The 22,275-nt window shown below is 35.2% G+C and carries 20 protein-coding genes; 12 read left to right on the top strand and 8 right to left on the bottom strand.

What is annotated here, in order from left to right:
* Positions 1-158: 158 nt before the first annotated feature.
* Positions 159-485, bottom strand: a complete 327-nt coding sequence (locus ACS5PU_RS08695; RefSeq protein WP_439458897.1) for a hypothetical protein — start codon at positions 483-485, stop codon at positions 159-161.
* Positions 486-591: 106 nt separating this feature from the next.
* On the opposite strand from ACS5PU_RS08695, the gene ACS5PU_RS08700 reads away from it, so the two are divergent.
* The 4 genes from ACS5PU_RS08700 to ACS5PU_RS08715 all read left to right on the top strand — a co-directional run bounded on the left by ACS5PU_RS08700 (position 592) and on the right by ACS5PU_RS08715 (position 5,291).
* A complete protein-coding gene (locus tag ACS5PU_RS08700; protein WP_439458898.1) occupies positions 592-1,443 on the top strand; it encodes a hypothetical protein in 852 nt (283 codons plus the stop codon).
* A 122-nt stretch (positions 1,444-1,565) separates the two neighbouring features.
* Positions 1,566-2,111 carry a hypothetical protein gene (locus ACS5PU_RS08705; protein WP_439458899.1) on the top strand — a complete coding sequence of 182 codons (546 nt, stop codon included), beginning with the start codon at positions 1,566-1,568 and terminating at the stop codon, positions 2,109-2,111.
* A gap of 210 nt (positions 2,112-2,321) precedes the next feature.
* Positions 2,322-4,166, top strand: coding sequence for a DEAD/DEAH box helicase family protein (locus tag ACS5PU_RS08710; protein ID WP_439458900.1), 1,845 nt, complete (start codon positions 2,322-2,324; stop codon positions 4,164-4,166).
* Positions 4,167-4,775: 609 nt separating this feature from the next.
* Entirely contained in the window at positions 4,776-5,291 is a 516-nt protein-coding gene (locus ACS5PU_RS08715; protein ID WP_439458901.1) for a hypothetical protein, read from the top strand.
* Positions 5,292-5,379: 88 nt separating this feature from the next.
* Here ACS5PU_RS08715 and ACS5PU_RS08720 read toward each other — a convergent pair whose 3' ends face one another.
* Positions 5,380-5,628 carry a helix-turn-helix domain-containing protein gene (locus tag ACS5PU_RS08720; RefSeq protein WP_439458902.1) on the bottom strand — a complete coding sequence of 83 codons (249 nt, stop codon included), beginning with the start codon at positions 5,626-5,628 and terminating at the stop codon, positions 5,380-5,382.
* Between the two features lie 121 nt (positions 5,629-5,749).
* Here ACS5PU_RS08720 and ACS5PU_RS08725 point away from each other — a divergent pair, with 121 nt between their 5' ends.
* Both ACS5PU_RS08725 and ACS5PU_RS08730 read left to right on the top strand, forming a co-directional pair.
* Complete coding sequence (locus tag ACS5PU_RS08725; RefSeq protein ID WP_439458903.1) at positions 5,750-6,820, top strand: hypothetical protein; 1,071 nt, start codon at positions 5,750-5,752, stop codon at positions 6,818-6,820.
* 13 nt (positions 6,821-6,833) lie between these two features.
* Positions 6,834-7,370 carry a hypothetical protein gene (locus ACS5PU_RS08730; protein WP_439458904.1) on the top strand — a complete coding sequence of 179 codons (537 nt, stop codon included), beginning with the start codon at positions 6,834-6,836 and terminating at the stop codon, positions 7,368-7,370.
* Between the two features lie 237 nt (positions 7,371-7,607).
* Here ACS5PU_RS08730 and ACS5PU_RS08735 read toward each other — a convergent pair whose 3' ends face one another.
* Both ACS5PU_RS08735 and ACS5PU_RS08740 read right to left on the bottom strand, forming a co-directional pair.
* Positions 7,608-8,159 (bottom strand): hypothetical protein, encoded by a 552-nt coding sequence (locus tag ACS5PU_RS08735; RefSeq protein WP_439458905.1) that lies wholly within the window; start codon positions 8,157-8,159, stop codon positions 7,608-7,610.
* Between the two features lie 558 nt (positions 8,160-8,717).
* Positions 8,718-9,341 (bottom strand): hypothetical protein, encoded by a 624-nt coding sequence (locus ACS5PU_RS08740; RefSeq protein WP_439458906.1) that lies wholly within the window; start codon positions 9,339-9,341, stop codon positions 8,718-8,720.
* Positions 9,342-9,633: 292 nt separating this feature from the next.
* Between ACS5PU_RS08740 and ACS5PU_RS08745 the strand changes: the two genes are divergently transcribed.
* From ACS5PU_RS08745 to ACS5PU_RS08765, 5 genes are all read left to right on the top strand, one after another.
* Positions 9,634-10,572: a hypothetical protein gene (locus ACS5PU_RS08745; RefSeq protein WP_439458907.1), complete on the top strand. Its 939-nt coding sequence runs from the start codon at positions 9,634-9,636 to the stop codon at positions 10,570-10,572.
* Positions 10,573-11,262 carry a hypothetical protein gene (locus tag ACS5PU_RS08750; protein WP_439458908.1) on the top strand — a complete coding sequence of 230 codons (690 nt, stop codon included), beginning with the start codon at positions 10,573-10,575 and terminating at the stop codon, positions 11,260-11,262.
* 232 nt (positions 11,263-11,494) lie between these two features.
* Positions 11,495-13,525: a hypothetical protein gene (locus tag ACS5PU_RS08755; RefSeq protein WP_439458909.1), complete on the top strand. Its 2,031-nt coding sequence runs from the start codon at positions 11,495-11,497 to the stop codon at positions 13,523-13,525.
* 12 nt (positions 13,526-13,537) lie between these two features.
* Positions 13,538-14,680: a hypothetical protein gene (locus ACS5PU_RS08760; RefSeq protein ID WP_439458910.1), complete on the top strand. Its 1,143-nt coding sequence runs from the start codon at positions 13,538-13,540 to the stop codon at positions 14,678-14,680.
* Between the two features lie 232 nt (positions 14,681-14,912).
* A complete protein-coding gene (locus tag ACS5PU_RS08765; RefSeq protein ID WP_439458911.1) occupies positions 14,913-15,374 on the top strand; it encodes a JAB domain-containing protein in 462 nt (153 codons plus the stop codon).
* A 44-nt stretch (positions 15,375-15,418) separates the two neighbouring features.
* Here ACS5PU_RS08765 and ACS5PU_RS08770 read toward each other — a convergent pair whose 3' ends face one another.
* From ACS5PU_RS08770 to ACS5PU_RS08785, 4 genes are all read right to left on the bottom strand, one after another.
* Entirely contained in the window at positions 15,419-16,627 is a 1,209-nt protein-coding gene (locus ACS5PU_RS08770) for a tyrosine-type recombinase/integrase (RefSeq protein ID WP_439458912.1), read from the bottom strand.
* A gap of 111 nt (positions 16,628-16,738) precedes the next feature.
* Positions 16,739-17,836, bottom strand: coding sequence for a Nif3-like dinuclear metal center hexameric protein (locus tag ACS5PU_RS08775; RefSeq protein ID WP_439458913.1), 1,098 nt, complete (start codon positions 17,834-17,836; stop codon positions 16,739-16,741).
* A gap of 171 nt (positions 17,837-18,007) precedes the next feature.
* The gene (locus ACS5PU_RS08780) at positions 18,008-18,385 is read right to left on the bottom strand and encodes a TM2 domain-containing protein (RefSeq protein ID WP_439458914.1); all 378 of its coding nucleotides are present in this window, start codon (positions 18,383-18,385) and stop codon (positions 18,008-18,010) included.
* A gap of 5 nt (positions 18,386-18,390) precedes the next feature.
* Positions 18,391-18,693 carry a DUF2752 domain-containing protein gene (locus tag ACS5PU_RS08785; protein ID WP_439458915.1) on the bottom strand — a complete coding sequence of 101 codons (303 nt, stop codon included), beginning with the start codon at positions 18,691-18,693 and terminating at the stop codon, positions 18,391-18,393.
* A 231-nt stretch (positions 18,694-18,924) separates the two neighbouring features.
* Here ACS5PU_RS08785 and mfd point away from each other — a divergent pair, with 231 nt between their 5' ends.
* Positions 18,925-22,263, top strand: coding sequence for a transcription-repair coupling factor (mfd, locus tag ACS5PU_RS08790; protein ID WP_439458916.1), 3,339 nt, complete (start codon positions 18,925-18,927; stop codon positions 22,261-22,263).
* Positions 22,264-22,275 lie beyond the last annotated feature (12 nt).

The following is a 22,275-nucleotide window of genomic DNA, read 5'->3' on the forward strand; positions in this document are numbered from 1 at the left end:
TAAAACAAGTAATTTATGGGGTTTGTATTTTAACTCTATTAATCAACGACTTACGTCTGATTTTCTTAACTTTGGGGCTATATTTGGGACTGATCTAATCGCAAATTGCTATTAAAGTTTGTCTAACAGCCCTTTGTTAAAGCTTGCAAAGATAAGGATTATTTTCTCTTATTAGTAATACTATCTCTTTTTATATCAGCCTTTGCACGAGCACTAATTAATTCTTTCTTAGATTGATAGGGTGACGGTTCAGGATTTATTGAACTATCCATCTTAGTTACCAATTCCAGTATCTTCTTGATATCATTTGAATGGGGATTAATCTCATTTTTGCTCTGATCGTACACTGCTTCAGGCAAATCACCATTTATAACAAGTTCAAATTCGAACTGCTTCAAATCTTCGGTTGATCTGATAGGAATTCCCATCTCATACGCAAGATTGAGCAACTCTTCTCTATGATAGTTCTTGATTGAATTTTTCATTGTTGTAAAGATAATGATTGTTTTAGATTAGAATCAGCGATCTTTTTAATTATTGAGTTGAAGCTCCTTACATTTACTGACTGAACATAACCGATCTAAATATTCTATGCCACAAGTTTTAGTTACAGGAGGAAGTCAAATTACTTATGAAATACTAAAAGACTTTCATACCGCTGCCGAAGGAGTTTACAACATTAGAAAATCTAAAGGACAATCATTAGAAGAAGATTATGAATTTCAAGTGCTGCTAGAGGCTGAGAATGAAGAAGAAGCTAAAGCGATATTTATTGCTCATGCTGAAAAACTAGCTGATCTTGGGGTTCATTTACATATTGGCCACCTAGCATACATTACCATTTACTTAAAGTCAATTGAGGGGAACTTCATTTTAGAGGAATCTACTAGTTATAAAATCCTTAGTTCAAATCTAAGTTTACTTACTAATCTAATAAAGCTTCAGAAATGCACTGGAAAAATCAGCTTAGAGATAACTGACAATTTAGTCGGCAAAGAGTTTGAGGAATATACCAAGCTACGTGATGAAGAATTAATATCAGCAGCATTACAGGGCACAATTGGCGCTTTAATTTCCGCAATAAAACGTGATGAACATTTAGTACCGTTTAGTTTAATTGAGGAAGTGAAGAATCTTAAACCAAGCTTAGATGATATTACGGCATTAAATAGAAAGCTTATTGTTATCACTAACAAGGCTTTTAATAGCCAGATGCTTTATACCATCTGTAAAACACTTCGCAATTATCTGAACACCTACTCACCCTTGAGACATCCAACTGCCACACTAACAAATGACCAAGCAAGAGTAATTTATGAAACCTGTAAACTGCATGGATTAATCAATCTACCACATGAGATGGATATTGAGAAAATAAACTATATAAGATCTGTTATTACAAACTCTACTCATCTAACTTCGTTAAACACAGTACTGCTATAAACAACTGTCTTCTAGTGATATATTATAATTAATTATTAGCGAGCTTCTCTACTCGATTTGGGTTAATTGTTATGGTCAATTTTGTGCTATGCCACAGGGCGCACAACAATTAATTATATAACATGAATACAATCGACATGAAAGCAATTAGCTTAAGAAAAGGTCTGTATCAAGTATTAGAAACATACTTGGAAACATACCACAATGGTAAAGAATATCCTATAGCAAACGTTCTTTTTAAAGGTGAGAAAAGTATGCTTTATGAGAAACAAACTACCAAAGTGAGACTAGGATCACTTTACAACCCGAAATCAGATGGACCAAAACACATACCTTACAATGATTTAAAAAAGTATATTCTTCACGTCCAAAATCTTCTTATCATACCAAATGAGATAGAGCCACATAAACCGCACCATTGTGCTGTCTGGGAGCTTCTAGATGAACAGAATTATAGAGAGATGTTCGATGAACTGAGTGCGATTGATTGTGATTTTCATTTACAAGAAATGGAAATCTTAGAACTTCACAACAGCATACTTTCAGACGAAGCTTTGCAAGATGACTTTGATGCTAACTTGGTGAATGTGTCGTTAGCAGACGACGAACAGCTTGTTGAAGTCATAAGCAGTGAGAGCGATTTATCAATTGACGATAGTGATTCATAACTGCATTCAGAAATACTTATCTAAACCTAGGAGACAATCATATGGCTGTCTCCTTTCTCATTACCCCATAAGCAATAATAGACTCTAATTAACTATAGATCAGCGATATAAAATTGATTTAAATACGGCAGCTGGCCTATTCGAAATCACCCCAAAATACAATGAACCTTTGTATCGACAAGACGCTAAAGTCTGGTACAATTTCTTAAAATGATACAAGGAACACACATAATCGAGCCTGTTACAATTCTTAAAACGCCTATCAGAACAGAATATACATTTGAGATTGATCCGAACGATACACTTGAAAAGGTCTTTGATATTCTTCCTTCAAATGCAATAATTAATAAAGGGAGATGCGGAATCGGTGGTACTTATCTGGAAGTGGTTATCGCTAAACGGAACTCTATAATAATCGTGCCTACAAATGCAATAATAGATAATAAGTGTTATGACAGTAATGGAAATCTTAAAGATAGCTATTTCGTTGCAAGAGGTAAGACACGGGATTTTAATTTTACTGAATTACGAGAATTCATGCTAGATAACTCTAAGTTTAAAAAGGTATTCTGTACACCTGAATCGTTGAGAAAAATTATAACATGTGGATTTCCAACAGATGAGCTATATAGAGATTGGTTCATCTTATTCGACGAAGCACATGCTACGATTACAGACGCTTATAGAAAGAATATGCTAGATGCATTTAACTTCTTCTTTAATTTCAGAAACAAGGCGATGATTAGTGCAACACCATATGATTTCTCTATACCACAAATCCAATTTTTTGACACGTATACAATCGGCTTTACAACGGCAATTAATAATGTTGAGGTTGTCTCAACTGCTAATGTTATTACAAAGCTGTATCAATACCTTAAAGAATTACAACAATTTCCTCATAGAGTACACATATTCCTTAATGCTGTGAAAGGTATTACCGATATAATAAAAATGGCAAATCTTAAAGACTGCAGCATCTTCTGTAAAGATGACAAAGAGAATAGGGAAACACTGGAGGAACTACAGGTTTACTTTAAAGATATTCCACAGGACACAACATTCTCTAAGTTTAACTTTTATACTACCAAATATTTCGAGGGTTGGGATTTACACGATGCCAATGCGACAACCATTGTTGTATCGGACATTCATAATATAACTTTAAGAACAGGTGTTTCAAATAAGTGTATACAGGCAATGGGAAGGAACCGCAAAAAATCAAATAGACTTATACATCTTACAAATGACAGAAATACGGTTCATTTTGAATCTTTTAAATCAATTGCTGATAGAACTTTTAAAACTGCTGAATCAACGATTAAAAGCTATAATGACCATATTGAAGATTGTAAAATGAACGCATGCAAGCCCGATGAAGATATTTACAGATCACCAATTAAATATGCTGACAGAATAAAAAGCAGAGATGAAATAACATTAAATCACTTCAAAGTTGATCGCATTGTTAACAGGGATTACTGCGATCAAGAATATAATCATCTTAACTATATAAGCCAAGCATGGCAACAATCACATTATAAAGTTATTATACGTCGATCCCATGTTCCTGAAATTCCAGAGATTGACAAACGGATGAAAGTAACCCACAAGATAATGCTAATTGCTAAATATCTAGATGATATACATAATTCAAAAGTTCAGGAAGACGATTACCGTTTTATTTTAGCGGAACTAAAGGTGGACTTCGAAGACATTATCCAATACTATACAGAACTTGGATTTGAGTTAATGAAGAGTTGCAATTTTGAACCTACTATCTTAAGAGAAGAATATCGGAAATCCAGGAACATCAAAGGAATGAAACTTGTTGCAGAAGACTACTTTTTAAAATATGGGAATAACGAGGTGTCGACTAAAGAGGCATCACTATATCTACAGCAATGCTATACGATACATTCAATCATTAAGGGGAAAGGAGTTCCAATAATACCAATTAAAGCATCTGCTACTAAACTGAAAAGCCTATTTAATAAAGTCACACAAACAAAGAACAAACAAGGGGAAAACGTCTGGAGAATAGATGATAAATGATAATTTCCAATTTCCAGTATAAGTCATGCTACTCCTTATATAAAGGTTATGCAAGAATCTTTTTAAATACTGGAATAGGTTACTGATAAGTTGATAAGCGACATTCTTATTAAACTAAATTAGAATCTCTAGCCACAGCCCCTTAAAACTAATGCTAAAGCTCTTCTCAAAAAAAATTTTTTTTTGATTTTACAATTGATTTGATGGATCTGTGTGTTCTTCGCAAGTACCCTATATCATATCAAACCCCCGCTATTGATCTGATGTGAACTTAAAAAGATTTATTGCATTTAACCATTAAAATTCACTCTGAGAATTAAACAAAGAGCCTGTCTGAAATACCGACTTTCAAATTTAAAAGACTAAAGTCAAAAGCGACAAAATCGAAATTCATACAGTTAACCAACCTCGACAAATCCAACCTAAACAACTTTAGAAAGGCTGAAATCAGTCCATTTGGTTCACCCACCCTAACTATCAAAACCAGTAAAATCACAATGCACCGCCTAAAAACGGTGCATTTCTATTATATACCCATCTACAAACAGATGCTTCCAATCGGATGCATTTTTCATTTAATCCAAGTTTTACATTTAAAATTCTATTAAGATGCAAGCAAGAACAAAGACTGCAAAAGCAGCACTACCGCAAACACAATTTGTTGTTATTAACGAACAACAGGTTTTAGTAAACACAGAAGTACAAAAAGCATATAACCTAATCGTTGATGCTGCAACAGAACAACTAAGAAAGTTCGATCTAGCCAAATACAGAACTTTTGCAACTGTTAACCATTTGAAAAATGAATATAAAAGCAACATGATTTCAGAGCATCTAAACTACTTCTGGAACATTACTTTATCCAATAGCAAGGATGGACGTTCATTTATTTTTATAGACTTAGGTTCTGAAGCTTTAGAGCGTTTTGGCTCAGGTTTGACGAATATTTTTCTTCGTAAAGCATATGAGATTACTCAATCACATGATAATACAGGAGGGATTGAATATGCACTTAGGGTTAACTTTAAAGAGGCAGATCAACATCATAACTTCTTTTACAGGAGAGTGGCTGAGGGAGAGAACAACTACGTTTCAATAGCAACAGTTGATAAGTTAGAATCCTAAAATTAGGGGCAGATATGCCCTTAATTTATCTCTCTATGGTTTCCCGTATAATAATATGAAGTCGATAAAATAGCTTTATACAAATCGGTTATTTGTTAATGTTGGTTTCGGGAAGAAAGTCTTTAGGAGAACAGTTGAATATTACCGCAAGCTTATCTATATGATCTAAATTGTATTTAGATGGAGAGTTAGGACTTTCAACCTGTCCAATGAATCCATTAGAAACATCAAGCCTGAAAGCAAGTTCAGATTGGCTAAGATTAGCTTGTTCTCTCAATGCTTTTGCCTTGCTGATTACAAACAGTTCAATCTCTGATTTTAACACTTCTTTAGCCACACACGAAAGAAGAAATTAATTTAAAAGCGTCTACTTAGCTATTACTAAGTATTTACTACTTTTACAATGGTAATTAATTAACACTCATAAAATGGTCTATATACGAACTACTCAATTAAAAATGCAACTTAAAACCAATAAAAGAACGATTGGTTACTCTCTAATCCTCATAGTCCTTTTGATAACCTCATCTTGCAAGGAAAAAAGCAAAAGCGAAACATCATTAACTTATTCTAAAGAACAATCTGAAATACTGATAGACAAGTTCCCACTACCAAGGAAAGGCATTACTGGATTTAACAGCATAAGCTATCCAAATGATTTTTCTTTTGACCAATTAGATGAAGACATTTACAACCAACTAACCAATAAAAGCCTATTATCAAAACTTAGTGGTAAGCCAGCTTCCGATGATGTTTTGATTAAGGTTAGGTATCTATATAAAGACATATATGGCAAGGATTCACTGGACAATTGGATTGTTATTGGATCATGGAAAGCATCAGAAGCTATGAAATACGCAGATTTCCAATCTTGGCACAGCCAGTACCAGATTTTTACATTGCTGAAAAACTTCGAGTCCTCAAATACAGAAACGCAACGAACTACAACTGAACTTACAGATATAAATACTGCTCAACCGCAAAATATCATATCAAGGTCAAACTCAAAGCTTGATAAGGAGAACGGATGGGGGAAGTTCAAATTAGGGGCAAGTTTAGAGCAAATAAAAGGCATTGCAAATATTAGCTATAATAGTACTGATTTCCAGAACCAAAATCTGATCACCTGTCAGGTTGATGATGTCGGCAATTACAACTTTTACCACTTTCCAATCAATTACATTTACTTAGATTTTGATAGTGAAATACTAGTTAGGATTACAATCGCACTTCAAGATTTTGATGCACAAGCAAGTTCAAATCAAAAACAAAGCAGATTGGCTACAGGGAATCTTTTACATAATGTTATAGCTAAAGAATATGGCAATTGGAATCCTCTAACACCCAATGACGAAGAGCGGGATAACGCAATGATTTACAAGGGTGTAATTAATGGCAACAAAATAAGCTTGGTTAGAAATGCGTACAAAACAGCTTATAATGGTAATGTTCCTAATAATCTTGACCTCGATGCACAGAAACCGCTAACCTATGGTGATCATTACATTTATAGTCTGAATAGAAACTAATTGGTTTGGAGATATGAAATTTGAGATTAAACAATTACCATTTCTATACCAAAGCGATTATAGAAATATGGCATGGGAACATGAACATTACGGTTTTTTTATTGATCCTAAAGGCAGAAAATACAAATACAGAAGATCAGAGGATTACCAATATCAGAATAACAGCAATTGGAATGAATTCAGCGTTAATTATAAATTTACTGAGGAATACCAGCAATTTACAAGCTCGGATTGTGGAATAATGAGTGCCAATGATCTGTTTGAGAATCTAAATAACTGTGTTGAAGTTAAGCCATGGTTTAAATTCCTCAGAAGAAGAAATCCAATTACACAGATTATGATTGATGATCTAATGCAATCTAAAGTAAAAAATGGCGTGGGTCATGGCTGTACTGATTCTGGAATTTTAAGGAACTATGTTATAGTATATGATCAGGAGAATGCTATTTACAAACGCATATTACTGTCATCTTATGGCGAGTTTAGGCAGGAGAATGAAAGCAAATACACATCAACAATTCTAAAAGCATGTGGAGGTGTTCGTGCCTAAAACAATAAAGAGCCGTAATTATGGCTCTTTATTATTACTTGGTTTTAATAGGAAATTGTTCCTGTTTCTCCCTCCGAACCGGTGATGGTGGCGGAGGTGGTGGTTTAGGTTTTTGATCTTTAGCCATATTATTTAGTTGGTTTTATTGGTGGTGATGTTGGTCTAGTTGTTGGAAGATTTCTTTCCCTTCTTACTGGACTTGCGGGAGGAGGTGGTGGTGGCGGAGTTTTAGCCATATTACATTGATTTTATGAAACAAATTAAGATTAAAAGAGCCAAGCCAATACCCAGAGATATACAGATTGAAAGTTTTGCACGGAATAGAGAATTCCCACGAGTATCGTTAACTGAGGTATTGTTATTATTACAGTCTAAATACCATTGTATTGCTCTATCTTTTAGACTATCCATTAACACCTCTTCATAGGTTTCAGGATAATGCTCTTTGGTATATTGTTCAAGTGATTTAAAATCACCATTATAGACTGTATTACTATCTGGAAAAGAACAATAACGCCTTTTGAAGCCAAAATAAACAATGAATAGAAAGATAAGGGTTATAATTAGAGCAGACATTAAAAGAATAACTAGAATCCATTTAATCGTTACTAATGAACAATTAATACCGTTTAAACTGGGGTCGCTGACAACGAAGTATGACCCAGCAAATAAAGCCGATAAAACCGTGATAGGAGTACCCAAGGAGCTTTCGAAGTCATCCTTGCGTTTTTGCTCATAATCATACTTATCTTTTAAAAGGGATATAATATAATCCTTGCTATTATCCATAGAGCTAAAAATACGAAACCTATCATACTATTTAAATGCTATTTATTAACATTCAATCATTCCTTGCAGCCATCCATTCACTCAAAAAGTGGCTTAAGTGAGGAATGGATTCCTTTAGTCATTCGGTTAGGTGCTAAGGCAATGATTGGCTTTCTTTTAAGTTTCTGCTTTACTTTTAGCCAGTGGTTTATCGGCTAAGGCAGTGCTCACATTATTAGGAAGATCGGTATTCCGCACTGTCTAAGCTCACGAAAAACAGCACGCCATCGCTGCGCTTTGTCATGGTTTTTATTTTGAGCAAGCGGAGTGCTTCATGAATGCTTTCTCTATCTTTATCTAGGATTTTGCTTCGCTTCATCCTGGATAAATCCAATCGCATTCCACTTTTCAGCTCACCTGCGCAATCGAAAATGCTGCACGATCGTCACGATACTTGATTCAAGTATCTCGCCAATCGCTTGTGTTAAAACATAGATCGAATCCCGTTGCGGTGCAACTGCTGATTCTCACACATTTTCTTAGTTCGCAACGTTTCGCATTCCTATGCGAGCCTTTATGCTACTGCTTATTTTTTCTCTCAATAATCCGTAATTTGTTTAATAAGTCTGACGTGAGTGTTTCTAACTTATCCTTTGGCAGGCTGGTAATATATGGTGTCTTATCATTTTTAATTCTAGTGTCCAATACTGCTTTAACGTTACTGCAAGAAATAGGAAAAATCATATTAACGACTTGTGTCATTAAGTTAATACAATCCTTTGCAAACTTGAATTCAGCGATGTTTTGGGGTACTTTGTACTTTCGTAAGTTGCCATATAAATAAACACTTCTGTCATCATTTCGAAGATTATGAGCACAAACGTTATTCCTGTAATTCTTTATATCTGAAAATCTATTGATTTCCTTCTTGATCAATTTATAATACGAATTAAATGCTTTACTCTCCTGATTAGATAATGATGGATTAAAGTAATTATGAAGTTCGTCCAAATAGCTATTTATTAAAATTACTCCGTGCTCATAGGTTAATTGGTGTAAAGGGCTAACTACGTCTAATGGAACCTTATACAACGCCAACTTAGTTAGCGCTTCAAAGTAATCATTGAGTTTGTCATTAATTACGTTTAGAATATGAATACTTTCATCTAAGTATGAAATTGGTGACGGTTGTCTATCAAACATATGATTTAAAGATATAATTGATTTAAAGATATAATAAATACGCTTCACGACCTAAATGCGTATTAAAGCAGTTAAAAAGCATAAATGCGAAATTTAAGTTTCTTTATTTAGAAATCTTTCAATTATTGGTTTTGATTTGTTGAAATAAGTCTATAACTTAGATTTTTACAACTCGAATACATACACTCTCATCTATGTACATACAATGTCTTATTATTCATTAGCAGTTCGTTATCAATACGATACAATATGTTAAATTCTTATCTAATCGCGAAGACTACATCAATCACTAATGGCTAATGAACTAAAAATCAGAATAGTAAAGGACTCAAAGGGAAATAAGCTTTCTTTAGCTTCTATTCCAATTGAGGCTGTGGAGTCACTCAAAATATTCCTTGACTCATTTACCACATTGGCTAATCTATATGATAATCCATCAGACTTTAAAGTGTCTATTACTGAGGGTTCTGTTGAAAGTAATTTTATAGCTCCAACTAATAGTAAAGAATTTAGTCAAGACATCAAAGATATTATAGATGGCAAACTAGCAGATGTCAATAAAATTAAAGCCTTTCGATCAATACAGGATAAGATTAAGAAAAATGGACTAGACTATGAAGTATTTTGGAAAATCAACAATAAAACTAGTGACTTAACACAAGTATTTAAAGGCTCGAACTTTCCTTATAAAAGACATAAGAATGTGAACTCATCTGAGATAGTATTTTTGAAAGGGGGGTTGTTTGATGCAGGTGGAAAGACTATATCTAATCTTCACATTGAGGCCAATAATGAAGAATTCACAATTGGATGTTCACGGGAAGAAATATTGGAGATAAATCAATTCATGTATAGTGTTATTCATATTTCTGCAATCAAAACAACCAAATTTAACCAAAGACCATCTTATACATTAATAGATTACTACTTAAGCTCAAAAGAGCAATTAAGCATTGAGAATTTTTATAAATCAATTGTGAAAGATGATAGTCTTAGTAAATATGATTCAATTTACGATAAACTACAAACTTTGCTTGAGTATCGGGATATTAAAGCCATTAAATATCTGATTAACATATTTAATAACCCCTTTACAGAACGCGGAATTTTAAGGACAGTATTAATGACATTAAAGCCATATATAAAGACTAAAGAGTTAAAAGGGTTAATGAGAAGTTATGAAAGTTTATCCGCTACGCTTAGAGCAGAAAGTTTAAATAATCGAATATAGATGCAAATTCACGACTCTCTTTCAAGATTTAATGATCACGATCTACCTAAAAATTTCGTATCTATTGCTGTACAGATCGATCCTACGGATTATGAACCCAAACATGCTGGAATATTAATAAGATATAATTCTGTAAATTATCTTCATCATTATCCTGGGGGCAGTCCCCCATTAGTTGAAGATGGTTTCAATGAATCTGGTTGGTATATTTATAAGATAGTAGATTCATTTAATTTTAATGACGCTTCAGATATAGCATCTTTTCTTCAATACTGCAGAAGAGTTTGTAAAAATTCAAGTATTACCTATTCATATATAGCGGATGGCTCTTCATATAACCAAGCAGGGGACTTTGCAAGTAAACAAGGATTACCAGAATTTGGAACCTGTGTTGGGTTTTGTCTCAACACACTTCAAGGTGGAATGATTGACATAGATTCTACGATTTTGGAATTGTCCGAATGGGATGAAAGTAAAGTTGATGTAAATATTGATCATTGGGCACAAAGCAAGGTGATGGTTAAGTATCCCGATTTGAATTGGGATCTATATAATGCATTTAAAAAACGCATAACCCCCCTCGAATATCTTTGTTCAGCATATTTTAGTGTCTTTCCTATATCAAAAAATGATATCTCAATAATTTCCAAGCAAGTAATTGAAGAAATCAGATTAATTTATCAGAATTAGACAAAGAAATATTTATTCTGACACATTCAGATGATTTTGATTGATAGCTAATTACAATTTGTAATCTGGTAATATTTTATCATATTCTGTGATAGTTTGAAATAATTATTCAGATGCTCACCTTGATTAAAAGATTTTAACGAAAAAGCGCATCAGATATTGACGATTCCTATTTGTCTTTCTACTTTCAATTTAAAGATGTTAATCTATAATTTTAACGCACTAAAAAAATATGCCTCAATTAAAAGATGAAAATAGAGTGCTCGCATCACTTGCTGTTTTTAGAGAACTATACAATTCCGAAAAGGATGTTTATGGTGTTATTGCCGTATTTCTAGCTGACATCATAAAAAATGATAACTTATACAGCTTCAGTGCTGCTGAAATAACAGCTAAACTTAATACCACTTTTGAGTTTGAAATACCAGATGCAGCAGTCAAAACGTCACTTGGTCGACTTCCCTATTTAGAGAAAAAGCAAGGCAGTTATATTGTTACAGATAGATCAAACATTAATACACAAGTATTTGATGACAAAAGACAAACTATTCAATCCAATAATGAAAACATTATTGAAGATGTGTTCAAGTTTATTGAGAATGAAAAGAAACTAATTCTGACAGATAAAGAAAAAGAAAAAGTTTCTCATTCATTTTGTTGCTTCTTACTTGATATAAATAATGGGGATGAATTTATTGAATATATAACCTCTTATATCCTTAAAAAGGAAGCTGATTTTGAATTTAAGCGTCAATTAAATCTAATCAGAGAAGGAGTAATACTATATACTGGTATAAAATATAATAATAATATTAATGATTTTGGAAATTGGAGAACCGAGATAACGATATTTATAGATACGGAAATTTTATTCCATATCGCTGGATTTAATGGCGAACTTTATCAGAAACTTGCTGTCGATTTTTTAAATTATGTTCGCGAAATAAATTTAAAAGCTCAAAAAAAACTTATTAAACTAAAATATTTTGATGAAGTAAAAGATGATATTGAAGGTTTTTTTACTAAAGCGAGATACTTAATTGAAGGTAATGAAAAACCATATCCGAATATCACAGCAATGGTTTCAATTGTAAACGGATGTCAAACAGCTGGAGATGTTTTAGGAAAAAAATCGGATTTCTACACTTTACTGAAATCTTACAGTATTGAACACGACAACTTTAATGAATATTTTAGCGCGGATAATCATATATACAATATTGTTAGCCAAGATATAATTGATTCTGTAAGTAAGGAAATAGATAGAGATGCCGAACCATTTTTAAGATTCTTAAATTTTGTATCTATTCGTAGACGTGAAGCGAATTCCAAAAATTTTGAAAATATCGGCTACATACTTCTGACTGGCAACTCGACAACAATAAAGGTTGCATGGAACGACCTCATGAAAGAGCAGGGTTTCGTTCCTTTGGCGACACATTTAAGTTTTCTAACTAACAAATTTTGGTTTAAGCTTAATAAGGGATTTGGCAAAAATTCGTTACCAACCACTTTTGATATAATTACTAAATCACAGATTGTATTATCGAAAGTTTTAAATGACAGTGTGGGCGAAAAATATACCGAGCTTCAGAAAGATTATAGTAGCGGAAAGTTAACTGAGGACCAAGCAAAAGCTAGAATTATTGATCTTAGAAATCAAGTTCGGAGACCTGAAGAAATAAAAAATGACATTGTAAATGACGTACTTAATACAATCACGGAAGATAACTTAGAGAAATTCATTCAAGAACAAGCACACTTAAAAGTCAAGTCCGAGCAACAACAAGAGGATAACGTAAAACTACAGAAAGAACTTGAAGTGAAGAAAGATGTGGAAAAACAGTTGTTAGCAGCGAAAGACGATTTGCTTCAGGATAAGATCAATATCAAAACAATACTCGAAAGGCAGCAGAAACCCCTTGATGCAAAAGCGAGACGGAAATATAACATCCTAAAAATTTTAATCGGGACAATAATTGTCGTTTATTATGTCATTTTAATTTCCTCAGTTTTCTATTTTTCATGGAATATAGTGGAGCAGTATACTTTCATTCTCGGTTTAATACCAATTATAGTTTCGTTCATATATTTTATGATAACTGAGCAGACAATAAATCCTCTTAAATATCTAAAAATCAAAAAAGAAAACTACTATACTGAAATTTATAAAGAATTTAACTTTGACTTACAGAAATTAAATGATAATGAAGAAGCCATCGAAAAGTTACAATCCGAAATTGAATCGATAAAAAATCGATAGCCAATAGTTTCAATGAAAGATTTTATGAATGAAACATTCCAATTTCAATTAGGGCAAATATCAGATATATGGAATTACTACATTTTAAAGTATAAATGCTGTTCTGACAAATTAAATTTAAAGGATGCAATTGAAACAAATTATTTCGGGGATATTTTAGGATATTTCAGTGATGTTGTCGACATCGTATTTGTTACCAAGCCGAAAGTTTCCTCATTTGAAGAAAAATTCGCATTTACAATTAGCTTTTTGCAAGCACTTTATGTACAGCAAGATTTTGTTGAAGAAATGTTGAGTTTGTTTCAAACGAAATATAATAAAATGCACCTAAAAGATGATCCTCTGTACAGTACTAACAGAAATGTAAGAAATGAAATTGTCGGACATCCTATTAGGAAGCTTCAGGGAAAATTTATTTCATCAACCCTTTTTAGCTACGAAACGAGTGCCACTAAATTACAGTATCTACGGTACCACAAAGACAATAATTTTAAGTTTGAAATAATGTCTTTTCGGATTCTTGATATCCAAAACAGGCATAGGTTGTTTCTTGAAAAGTATTTTACTATAATTTTAAGCAAGCTAAAGACTGTTGTTAATAGATATATTAAGGAATTAGGGAATCTGGAAATGGTGCTTGAAAAGGGTGATTTTCAAAATATTCTAAAGCTTACAAGAGTGTATTTTGAGGATATTTTTGGTTCGGATTTTTTATATAATGAAGAATCACTATTAAAAATTTATAACCGAAAAGAAGAACATTTTCGATATCTAAATCTTATCAACAGGTTTATTCAAGATTTAAAAGAATCGATAGATGAAAAGAAAAACTTTGCCCAAGAAATATTTCTCGAAAAGCCAGAAAGCATGATAGATTCGCCTGACTTACCAAAAATAGAAATAGTTTTTGTAAAAGCAGGCGAGGATGCCATTAATAAAGCGCCTATAAAAGAGAGCTATCATTATGAAATTGGAAAGCTTGCTACCAAAAGAGACCCAAGAGACTTCGAATTTTTTGGCGGCATTCTAAGAAGAAAATGTGCAGATAACAAGGTTGTAATGGAAGAAATGGATCACATGGAAGCACACCTTTGGAATGATATTGAGTATTATTCAGCACTTCGCCTCATTTGTTTGGAATTAAAAGAAGAATAATTTTGTCAGGACACATTTTATTAAGGGTTATACAATAAAAATTTATTGTCCTAAAGGGCTGAATTACCATTATATATAAATAATCACTAAACAAATTTAAGCTTTAATCTGCTGAAGCATCCAAGAACTTCCCGCATAAACGCTCGATCCTTACACACAGGCAATTTATTCGTTTGCTTCTTGGACTTGATTGATTAAAGCTTGCCATTGTACCATAATTAATTAAAATCATATGGTACAAGAACAAACCTCGTTTAAAGTCTCAGAAGTTGAGATCAGCTACAAATCAAATTACAACATTACAGAGAGACCAAAAATCAATTGTGCAAAGGATGCTTATAGCTTATTGATACAGCATTGGCATTTGGGAAAGATTGAGTTTATAGAAGAATTTAAAGTGATTCTACTGAATACGAATAACCGAGTTTTAGGAATAGTTGATATATCAGTTGGTGGAGTACAAGGAACTATGGCTGATCCGAAGATCATCTTTGCAGTTGCATTAAAATCGAATTCAAGCAAGATCATACTTTCCCATAACCACCCGAGCGGAAATCTAGTACCTAGTGAAGCTGATAAGAGATTAACGCAGAAATTAAAAGAGGGAGGAAAGCTACTAGATATTGAGGTGTGTGATCACATCATAGTTACCAATCACAATTATTTTAGTTTTGCTGATGAATTTCTGATGTAAAATATAACTGCCCTGGTTGAGAAGATCAACTAGGGCAGTTATAACTAGATTATATCTGGGTACTCAATTCTCTCTCGTTTACCGTCTTTAGTATAGGTATCTAAAATACTGGTATTAGTGTGGCCTGTTAACTTAATAACTTTTTCTTTTGACCAACCATGCTTATCGATAAGATTATTAATACTAGTATGTTTAAAAGAATAGATGGTATAACCCTTTTCAAGCCCTAACCTCTTTTGAACGGTCTTAAACTTATCTTGAAAGTGAACAAATGAGGTTTTGACCGGAGCAAAAATTGATTTCTCTGTTCTAGCTTTAGATTCTTTTACAGCATGACCTAAGAAATAATCCGTTTGGGCATACTTTCCATCCATCATACACTTTAATTCAGCAACAAGATCTTCAGAAAGAAATGCTATCTGTGCTCTATCGGTTTTAATCTTATCCCTGCTAAACGTGACACTTCCAGTCTTAAAGTCGAAATCTTTTAACTGTAAACGAAGTAATTCATCAGGTCGCCTCAAAGTGATTATGAGCAATCTAAGCAGCAAATGGAAGTGGGGATCAAGTCTTTTAGCCTCATCTAAGACCTTTTGCTGAAGCTCAGAAGAATAGGCCTTATTTGTCTGAGTATCTTCGTTATTGATGTTCTTTAAAGTTTTAATCGGGCTTTTAGTGATTATCTCTAAATGATCTACACAATACGTAAAGAAGCCTTTAAGATACCTTAGATAATGATCACGCTGTGCTTTAGATGATTTACTTTGAATCTTTGCCAATAGTGCTTCAACAACCGAACGATCAACTTCATTGAGAGCGGCATCTTGAGAGCCTAACTCCGCAAGAACATCTTTAATGCGGTTGTTATATGATTTATAAATAGCTTTTGTACTTTCTCTCCTTACTTTATTAGGGGAGTAATCCAAATAATCTGCAAGCAAGGAAATAAAGGATTGGTCTGACTTATCCAACGATTCGAATTCCTTAGTAAATGGATTAAAGTACATGGAATTCAAACGAATAATTTCGGCCTTAAGAAGTTCGGCAGCATACATAATCCGATCTGATTTGTTTACTGCTTTAATGACACCTTTATCTTTCTTTAGGAATTCTGAGCCATTAAGTCCATAATCCTTCTTTCTCGTCTTGGTTTCCCCCTCAACTTTAAAATAGAAACGGATGCTCCAACGGAATTTATCCTTTAATAATTTCGGCTCGCTACAGTGCGGATTTATTATGCTTCTTTGTTCCATAAATTCTATAAACAAAGATAATAAATTGGGACTATATTTGGGACTTTTTGGGGCTAAATACGAAGATTTATGTTGATTGAAATGCGTTTAAAGCGATACAGAGGCGGTCAATTAAAACAAGTAATTTATGGGGTTTGTATTTTGCTCCGTTAAACGGATTGCAAAGTTAGTAAATTTTTTTTGAATAATTTCAAGCAATAAATTTGAGGTAAATTGTTCAGTTTCAAAGTGTCCGATGTCTGCAATGATCAGTTTTTCCTCTGCATCAAAAAACTCATGGTATTTAAAATCTGCGGTGATAAAAGCATCGGCCCCTGCGGCTATTGCTTCTTTTAACAGAAAACTTCCCGATCCACCGCAAACAGCCACTTTTTTGATTCTTTTATTAAAAACTTCGGTATGCCTAACCACTTTGGCCTGCATCCTATCTTTTACCAGGTGCAGAAAATCGTAGCCATCCATATCGTATTCGAGCCAACCCACCATGCCCGATCCAACAAGCTCGTGTTTATTTTCCAATTTATAAATATCGTAGGCCACCTCTTCATAAGGATGGTTTTCGAACAGGGCAACCAAAATTTTCCGCTCAGCCTGCGTAGGGTAAACCATTTCGATGCACACTTCTGCTTCGCGGTGGCGAACGCCCCTTTCGCCAACAAATGGGTCTGAATTTTCATTCCCCTTAAAGGTTCCAAAACCATCGGCGTTAAAGCTGCACTCGCTGTAATTGCCAATATTACCGGCACCGGCATAAAACAGGGCCGAACGCAGCTGCTCTGCCTGCGCCTGCGGACAATAGGTAACCAGCTTTTTCAAAAGCCCGGTTTTTGGCGAAAGCACCTTGGTTCCGGTTAAGCCCAACCTTTCGCATATTCTTGCGTTTACCCCGGTATGGATGCTGTCTAAATTGGTATGGATGGCATATAGCGCAATATTGTTTTTGATCGCTTTTAGCACAACCCGCTCTACATAGTTTTTGCCATTGAGTTTTTTTAATCCTTTAAAAACAATGGGATGATGGGTAATGATCAGGTTACAGCCTGTTGAAATTGCCTCATCTATAATTTTTTCTACACAATCGAGCGCCACCAGGGCAGCCCTGATTTCCATATTCGGGTCGCCAACAATTAAGCCCGAATTATCATAATCTTCCTGATAATTAAGCGGTGCTATGCTTTCGAGATAATTGGTTATTTCGGCTAATTTCATTTGATAAAGATATAAATTTTGGGATTTCCGTTTTACAATTTTTTATATGGAAAGCGGGGAAATTTACCAACGGCAGCGAAAACAAAAAGTCCGCCCAGGCTTTTTACCTGGAACGGACATGTATATTGAACCGGACGAAATTAAAACTGTACAGCTCTTAATGATGAGGGATTAAGCGGATTGAAATCCACCACCCATTCTTACCATCTGTAAGCTTTCGAAAACCATTTTCTGGTTATACTCGAATGTTAGGCTTTTGTGGTTAATGATATCGACAATTGTACCAATGGCACATAAACCGCCTGTAAAGAAATACAGAATACCCATACCAATCTGGCCAATTACAAACCTGTGGATCCCTGCGAAGCCTAAAAACCCGATCAAGCTGAGCAATAAAATTTCCGACGGCTGTTTTCTCCTGCTGCTGTAAATCATTAAAAAGTTGCGCAGCTGCTGCTCGTTTAAACCCGTTGTTGCTTGTTGTAAGTATGCGTATTCTTCTGGTGTTATACCTGGTAACGACATCAGAGGTGATTGAAATATATCCATGGTGCTTATCTGTTTGTGGTTAAAATTTTAAATTCTATTATCTTTTTTGTTAGTGTATAAATTCTGTAAAGTATAATTAAAAGTGCCGGAAACCCGAACCAATGCTCAGCAAAGCTTTCGGCAAACTCACCATGAAAAATATGGCTTATCGACCTTCCGATACCACATCCCGGACACCAGCCCCCATAACCTAAATTAGCCAGCGGGCAAAGTGTAAAGTGATGATCGTGGCCATTTGCTGTTGCCAACAATACTAAAGCCATTACCCAGAAAACAAGTTCTATTGGAAAGCTTTTAATGTATTTCATTGTTTCACTTTTTATACAAATTAGAGGTTATACAGCAACCTTTGTTACATCAATTTGCCCTTAATCGACGAAAGGGGGATATATTTCGACCAAACAAGCTATCGCATCTAAGAAAAAGAAATATTTCTTCCCCCTGTTTGATTTAGGATAGCACAACCCTGCCAAAAATAGTTAAAAAAACCTTTACACAAATTGAGGGTTAATATTAAAAGATAAGCTTATTTTTGTGCCTTGAACATCCGCGATTTAATAAACAGATACAAAACCGACGATAGGGTAACCCAATTTACCAAGGCGTTGAACAGCACCAAAAGCCCCAAGATACAATTAAAGGGATTGGTGGGTTCGGCCGATGCTATAGTTGCACTTTCTTCTTATTTTCTGCTGCACAAGCCCCTATTATTCGTTTTGCCGGATAGGGAAGAGGCGGCCTATTTTCAATCTGACCTGGAAAGTGTACTGGATAAGCAGGTTTTGCTTTTTCCTTCCTCTTACCGAAAATCTTTTGATTTTACCCAGGTAGATACCGCCAATGTGTTGGCCCGTGCAGAGGTTTTAAACGAGCTGAACCACGATTCTGAATATGGTAAAATTGTAGTTTCGTATCCAGAAGCCATTGCCGAAAAGGTGATAGACCGTTCTGCACTGGAAAAAAATACGCTAGAAATTAGTTTAGGGGCGAAACTGGGAATTGATTTTATTAATGAATTTTTAATCGATTATGATTTCGACAGGCGCGATTTTGTTTACGAGCCCGGCCAGTTTTCTATCCGCGGGGGTATTGTAGATATTTTTTCGTTCTCTTCAGATCTGCCCTACCGTATAGAATTTTTTGGCGATGAGGTAGAGAGTATCAGGAGTTTTGAAATTGAAAGCCAGCTTTCGGTTGCCGATGTTAAATCGTTAACCATTGTGCCTAACGTTCAGGCCAAGTTTTTAACCGAAAGCAATATCAGCATCCTCGATTATATCGATCAGGATACCCAGCTTTGGTTTAAAGATGTAGAATTTACCCTCGATATTGTTAAAGCCGGGTTTAAAAAGGCCGTTGAGCTGTGGAAAGCCCTGCCAGCTGCCGATAAAACACAGAATCCGGAGTGGATCGACCCTAAATTTGCTTTTACCGACGAAAAATTACTGGGCGATCATCTTCACGATTTTCCGCTTGTGGAATTTGGTAAACAGTTCTTTTATAAAACCGACGACCGCTTTGAGTTCGAAACCAAGCCGCAGCCTTCGTTCAATAAGGATTTCAATCTGCTTATCCACAACCTGAAGGAGAATGAAAAGGAAGGCATTATCAACTTTATTTTTACCGATTCGCCAAAACAGATTGAGCGTTTGTACGCCATTTTAGAGGACATTGATAAAACGGCTAAATTTACACCGATCAACAGTATGCTGCGCGAAGGTTTTGTTGATCCGAAAATCCAAACGGCTTTTTACACCGATCATCAGATTTTTGACCGTTACTATAAATACAAGCTTAAAAAAGGTTATCAAAAAAGCCAGGCCATTACCCTGAAAGATCTGCGGGAACTCAAATCTGGCGATTACGTTACACACATCGATCATGGAATTGGCAAATATGCCGGCCTAGAGAAAGTTGAAGTAAATGGCAAAACCCAGGAAATGATCCGTTTGATTTATGCAGACAACGACCTGCTTTATGTAAACATCAACTCACTAAACCGAATTGCCAAATACAGTGGCAAGGAAAGCGGTGTGCCCAAAATGAATAAACTGGGTACAGATGCCTGGGATAAGCTAAAAAAAACTACTAAAAAAAAAGTTAAAGATATTGCCCGCGACCTGATTAAGCTTTATGCTTTGCGTAAAACCCAGGCCGGAACGGCTTTTTCGCCAGATAGCTATCTGCAGACCGAATTGGAGGCATCTTTTATTTACGAAGATACCCCCGATCAGTTAAAGGCCACACAGGATGTAAAAAAAGACATGGAGTCGCCACACCCAATGGACCGTTTGGTTTGCGGTGATGTAGGCTTCGGAAAAACCGAAATTGCCGTGCGTGCTGCATTTAAAGCTGTAGCAGAAGGCAAACAGGCTGCCGTTTTAGTGCCTACCACCATCTTGGCGCTACAACATTTTAAAACCTTCTCTTCGCGCCTAAAAGATTTCCCGGTTACGGTTGATTATATTAACCGTTTTAAAACCAATAAACAGATTAAAGATACCCTGGCCGAAGCTGCAGCAGGTAAAGTTGATATTTTAATCGGTACCCACCGCTTACTGAGCAAGGATGTAAAGTTCAAAGATCTGGGCATCATGATTATTGATGAGGAGCAGAAATTTGGTGTTACCGCAAAAGAAAGGTTAAAAGCGGTACGGGTAAATGTTGATACGTTAACTTTAACCGCAACACCTATCCCTAGGACATTGCATTTTTCGTTAATGGGGGCCCGCGATTTATCCATTATCAGCACACCACCACCCAACCGCCAACCGGTTAGTACAGAGTTACATGTTTTTAATGATAAGCTGATCCAGGAAGCTGTTCAGTTTGAACTGGACCGCGGGGGCCAGGTTTTCTTTATCCATAACCGGGTAAATGACCTGATGCAACTAGGTGGATTGATACAAAAGCTCGTACCTAAAGCCAGGATAGGGATTGCGCACGGCCAGTTAGATGGCGATGCGCTAGAAGATGTAATGCTCGATTTTATTAACGGTGAAAAAGATGTGCTGGTAGCCACCACCATTATCGAAGCTGGTTTGGATATTCCGAATGCCAATACCATTATCATCAACCATGCCCATATGTTTGGCCTGAGCGATCTGCACCAAATGCGGGGCAGGGTAGGCCGGAGTAACAAAAAGGCTTTCTGTTATTTATTATCGCCGCCTTTATCAACCTTAACATCCGAAGCACGTAAGCGCTTAAGCGCCATTGAAGAATTTTCTGACCTCGGCAGTGGTTTTAATGTAGCCATGCGCGATTTGGACATCCGCGGAAGTGGAAACTTATTGGGGGCAGAGCAAAGCGGGTTTATTGCAGAAATCGGGTTCGAAATGTACCACAAAATATTAGATGAAGCCATTCAGGAGTTAAAAGAAGCTGAGTTTAAAGGCCTTTTCGAGAATGAACCTGAACGGCCCTTTGTTGGCTTTACGCAGGTTGATACCGACCTGGAACTCTATATTCCGGATGCCTATATTACCAATATTACAGAACGGTACAACTTATATACCGAACTCTCTAAACTCGATAACGAAGCCGAACTAGCGATTTTTGAAAAACATTTGGCCGATCGTTTCGGACCGGTTCCACCACAGGTAAAAACCATGCTCAGTGTGGTACGTTTGCAGTGGTTGGGCAAAAAACTCGGCTTCGAAAAAATCAGTTTCAAGAAAAACAGCTTGCGTGGCTACTTTTTAAGCGATAAACAATCGAAATATTTCGATTCGAATACCTTTACCAAAATTTTAACTTTTGCACAAAACCACCCGCGCATGTGCAATTTAAAAGAGGTTAAAAATACCTTAAGAATTGCTTTTGATAACATTAATACCGTTGAAGAAGCTATTGAAACTTTAGAGCTGATTGATTAAAAAAACGTTAAT

Origin of the sequence: Pedobacter sp. GSP4 (genome assembly GCF_051857575.1) — a bacterium.
Taxonomy (GTDB): Bacteria; Bacteroidota; Bacteroidia; order Sphingobacteriales; family Sphingobacteriaceae; genus Pedobacter.

Bases quoted from the DNA above. Each gene is read 5' to 3' on its own strand.
- ACS5PU_RS08695 (WP_439458897.1), bottom strand. From the start codon at position 485: ATGAAAAATTCAATCAAGAACTATCATAGAGAAGAGTTGCTCAATCTT.
- ACS5PU_RS08700 (WP_439458898.1), top strand. From the start codon at position 592: ATGCCACAAGTTTTAGTTACAGGAGGAAGTCAAATTACTTATGAAATA.
- ACS5PU_RS08705 (WP_439458899.1), top strand. From the start codon at position 1,566: ATGAATACAATCGACATGAAAGCAATTAGCTTAAGAAAAGGTCTGTAT.
- ACS5PU_RS08710 (WP_439458900.1), top strand. From the start codon at position 2,322: ATGATACAAGGAACACACATAATCGAGCCTGTTACAATTCTTAAAACG.
- ACS5PU_RS08715 (WP_439458901.1), top strand. From the start codon at position 4,776: ATGCAAGCAAGAACAAAGACTGCAAAAGCAGCACTACCGCAAACACAA.
- ACS5PU_RS08725 (WP_439458903.1), top strand. From the start codon at position 5,750: ATGCAACTTAAAACCAATAAAAGAACGATTGGTTACTCTCTAATCCTC.
- ACS5PU_RS08730 (WP_439458904.1), top strand. From the start codon at position 6,834: ATGAAATTTGAGATTAAACAATTACCATTTCTATACCAAAGCGATTAT.
- ACS5PU_RS08735 (WP_439458905.1), bottom strand. From the start codon at position 8,159: ATGGATAATAGCAAGGATTATATTATATCCCTTTTAAAAGATAAGTAT.
- ACS5PU_RS08740 (WP_439458906.1), bottom strand. From the start codon at position 9,341: ATGTTTGATAGACAACCGTCACCAATTTCATACTTAGATGAAAGTATT.
- ACS5PU_RS08745 (WP_439458907.1), top strand. From the start codon at position 9,634: ATGGCTAATGAACTAAAAATCAGAATAGTAAAGGACTCAAAGGGAAAT.
- ACS5PU_RS08750 (WP_439458908.1), top strand. From the start codon at position 10,573: ATGCAAATTCACGACTCTCTTTCAAGATTTAATGATCACGATCTACCT.
- ACS5PU_RS08755 (WP_439458909.1), top strand. From the start codon at position 11,495: ATGCCTCAATTAAAAGATGAAAATAGAGTGCTCGCATCACTTGCTGTT.
- ACS5PU_RS08760 (WP_439458910.1), top strand. From the start codon at position 13,538: ATGAAAGATTTTATGAATGAAACATTCCAATTTCAATTAGGGCAAATA.
- ACS5PU_RS08765 (WP_439458911.1), top strand. From the start codon at position 14,913: ATGGTACAAGAACAAACCTCGTTTAAAGTCTCAGAAGTTGAGATCAGC.
- ACS5PU_RS08770 (WP_439458912.1), bottom strand. From the start codon at position 16,627: ATGGAACAAAGAAGCATAATAAATCCGCACTGTAGCGAGCCGAAATTA.
- ACS5PU_RS08775 (WP_439458913.1), bottom strand. From the start codon at position 17,836: ATGAAATTAGCCGAAATAACCAATTATCTCGAAAGCATAGCACCGCTT.
- ACS5PU_RS08780 (WP_439458914.1), bottom strand. From the start codon at position 18,385: ATGGATATATTTCAATCACCTCTGATGTCGTTACCAGGTATAACACCA.
- ACS5PU_RS08785 (WP_439458915.1), bottom strand. From the start codon at position 18,693: ATGAAATACATTAAAAGCTTTCCAATAGAACTTGTTTTCTGGGTAATG.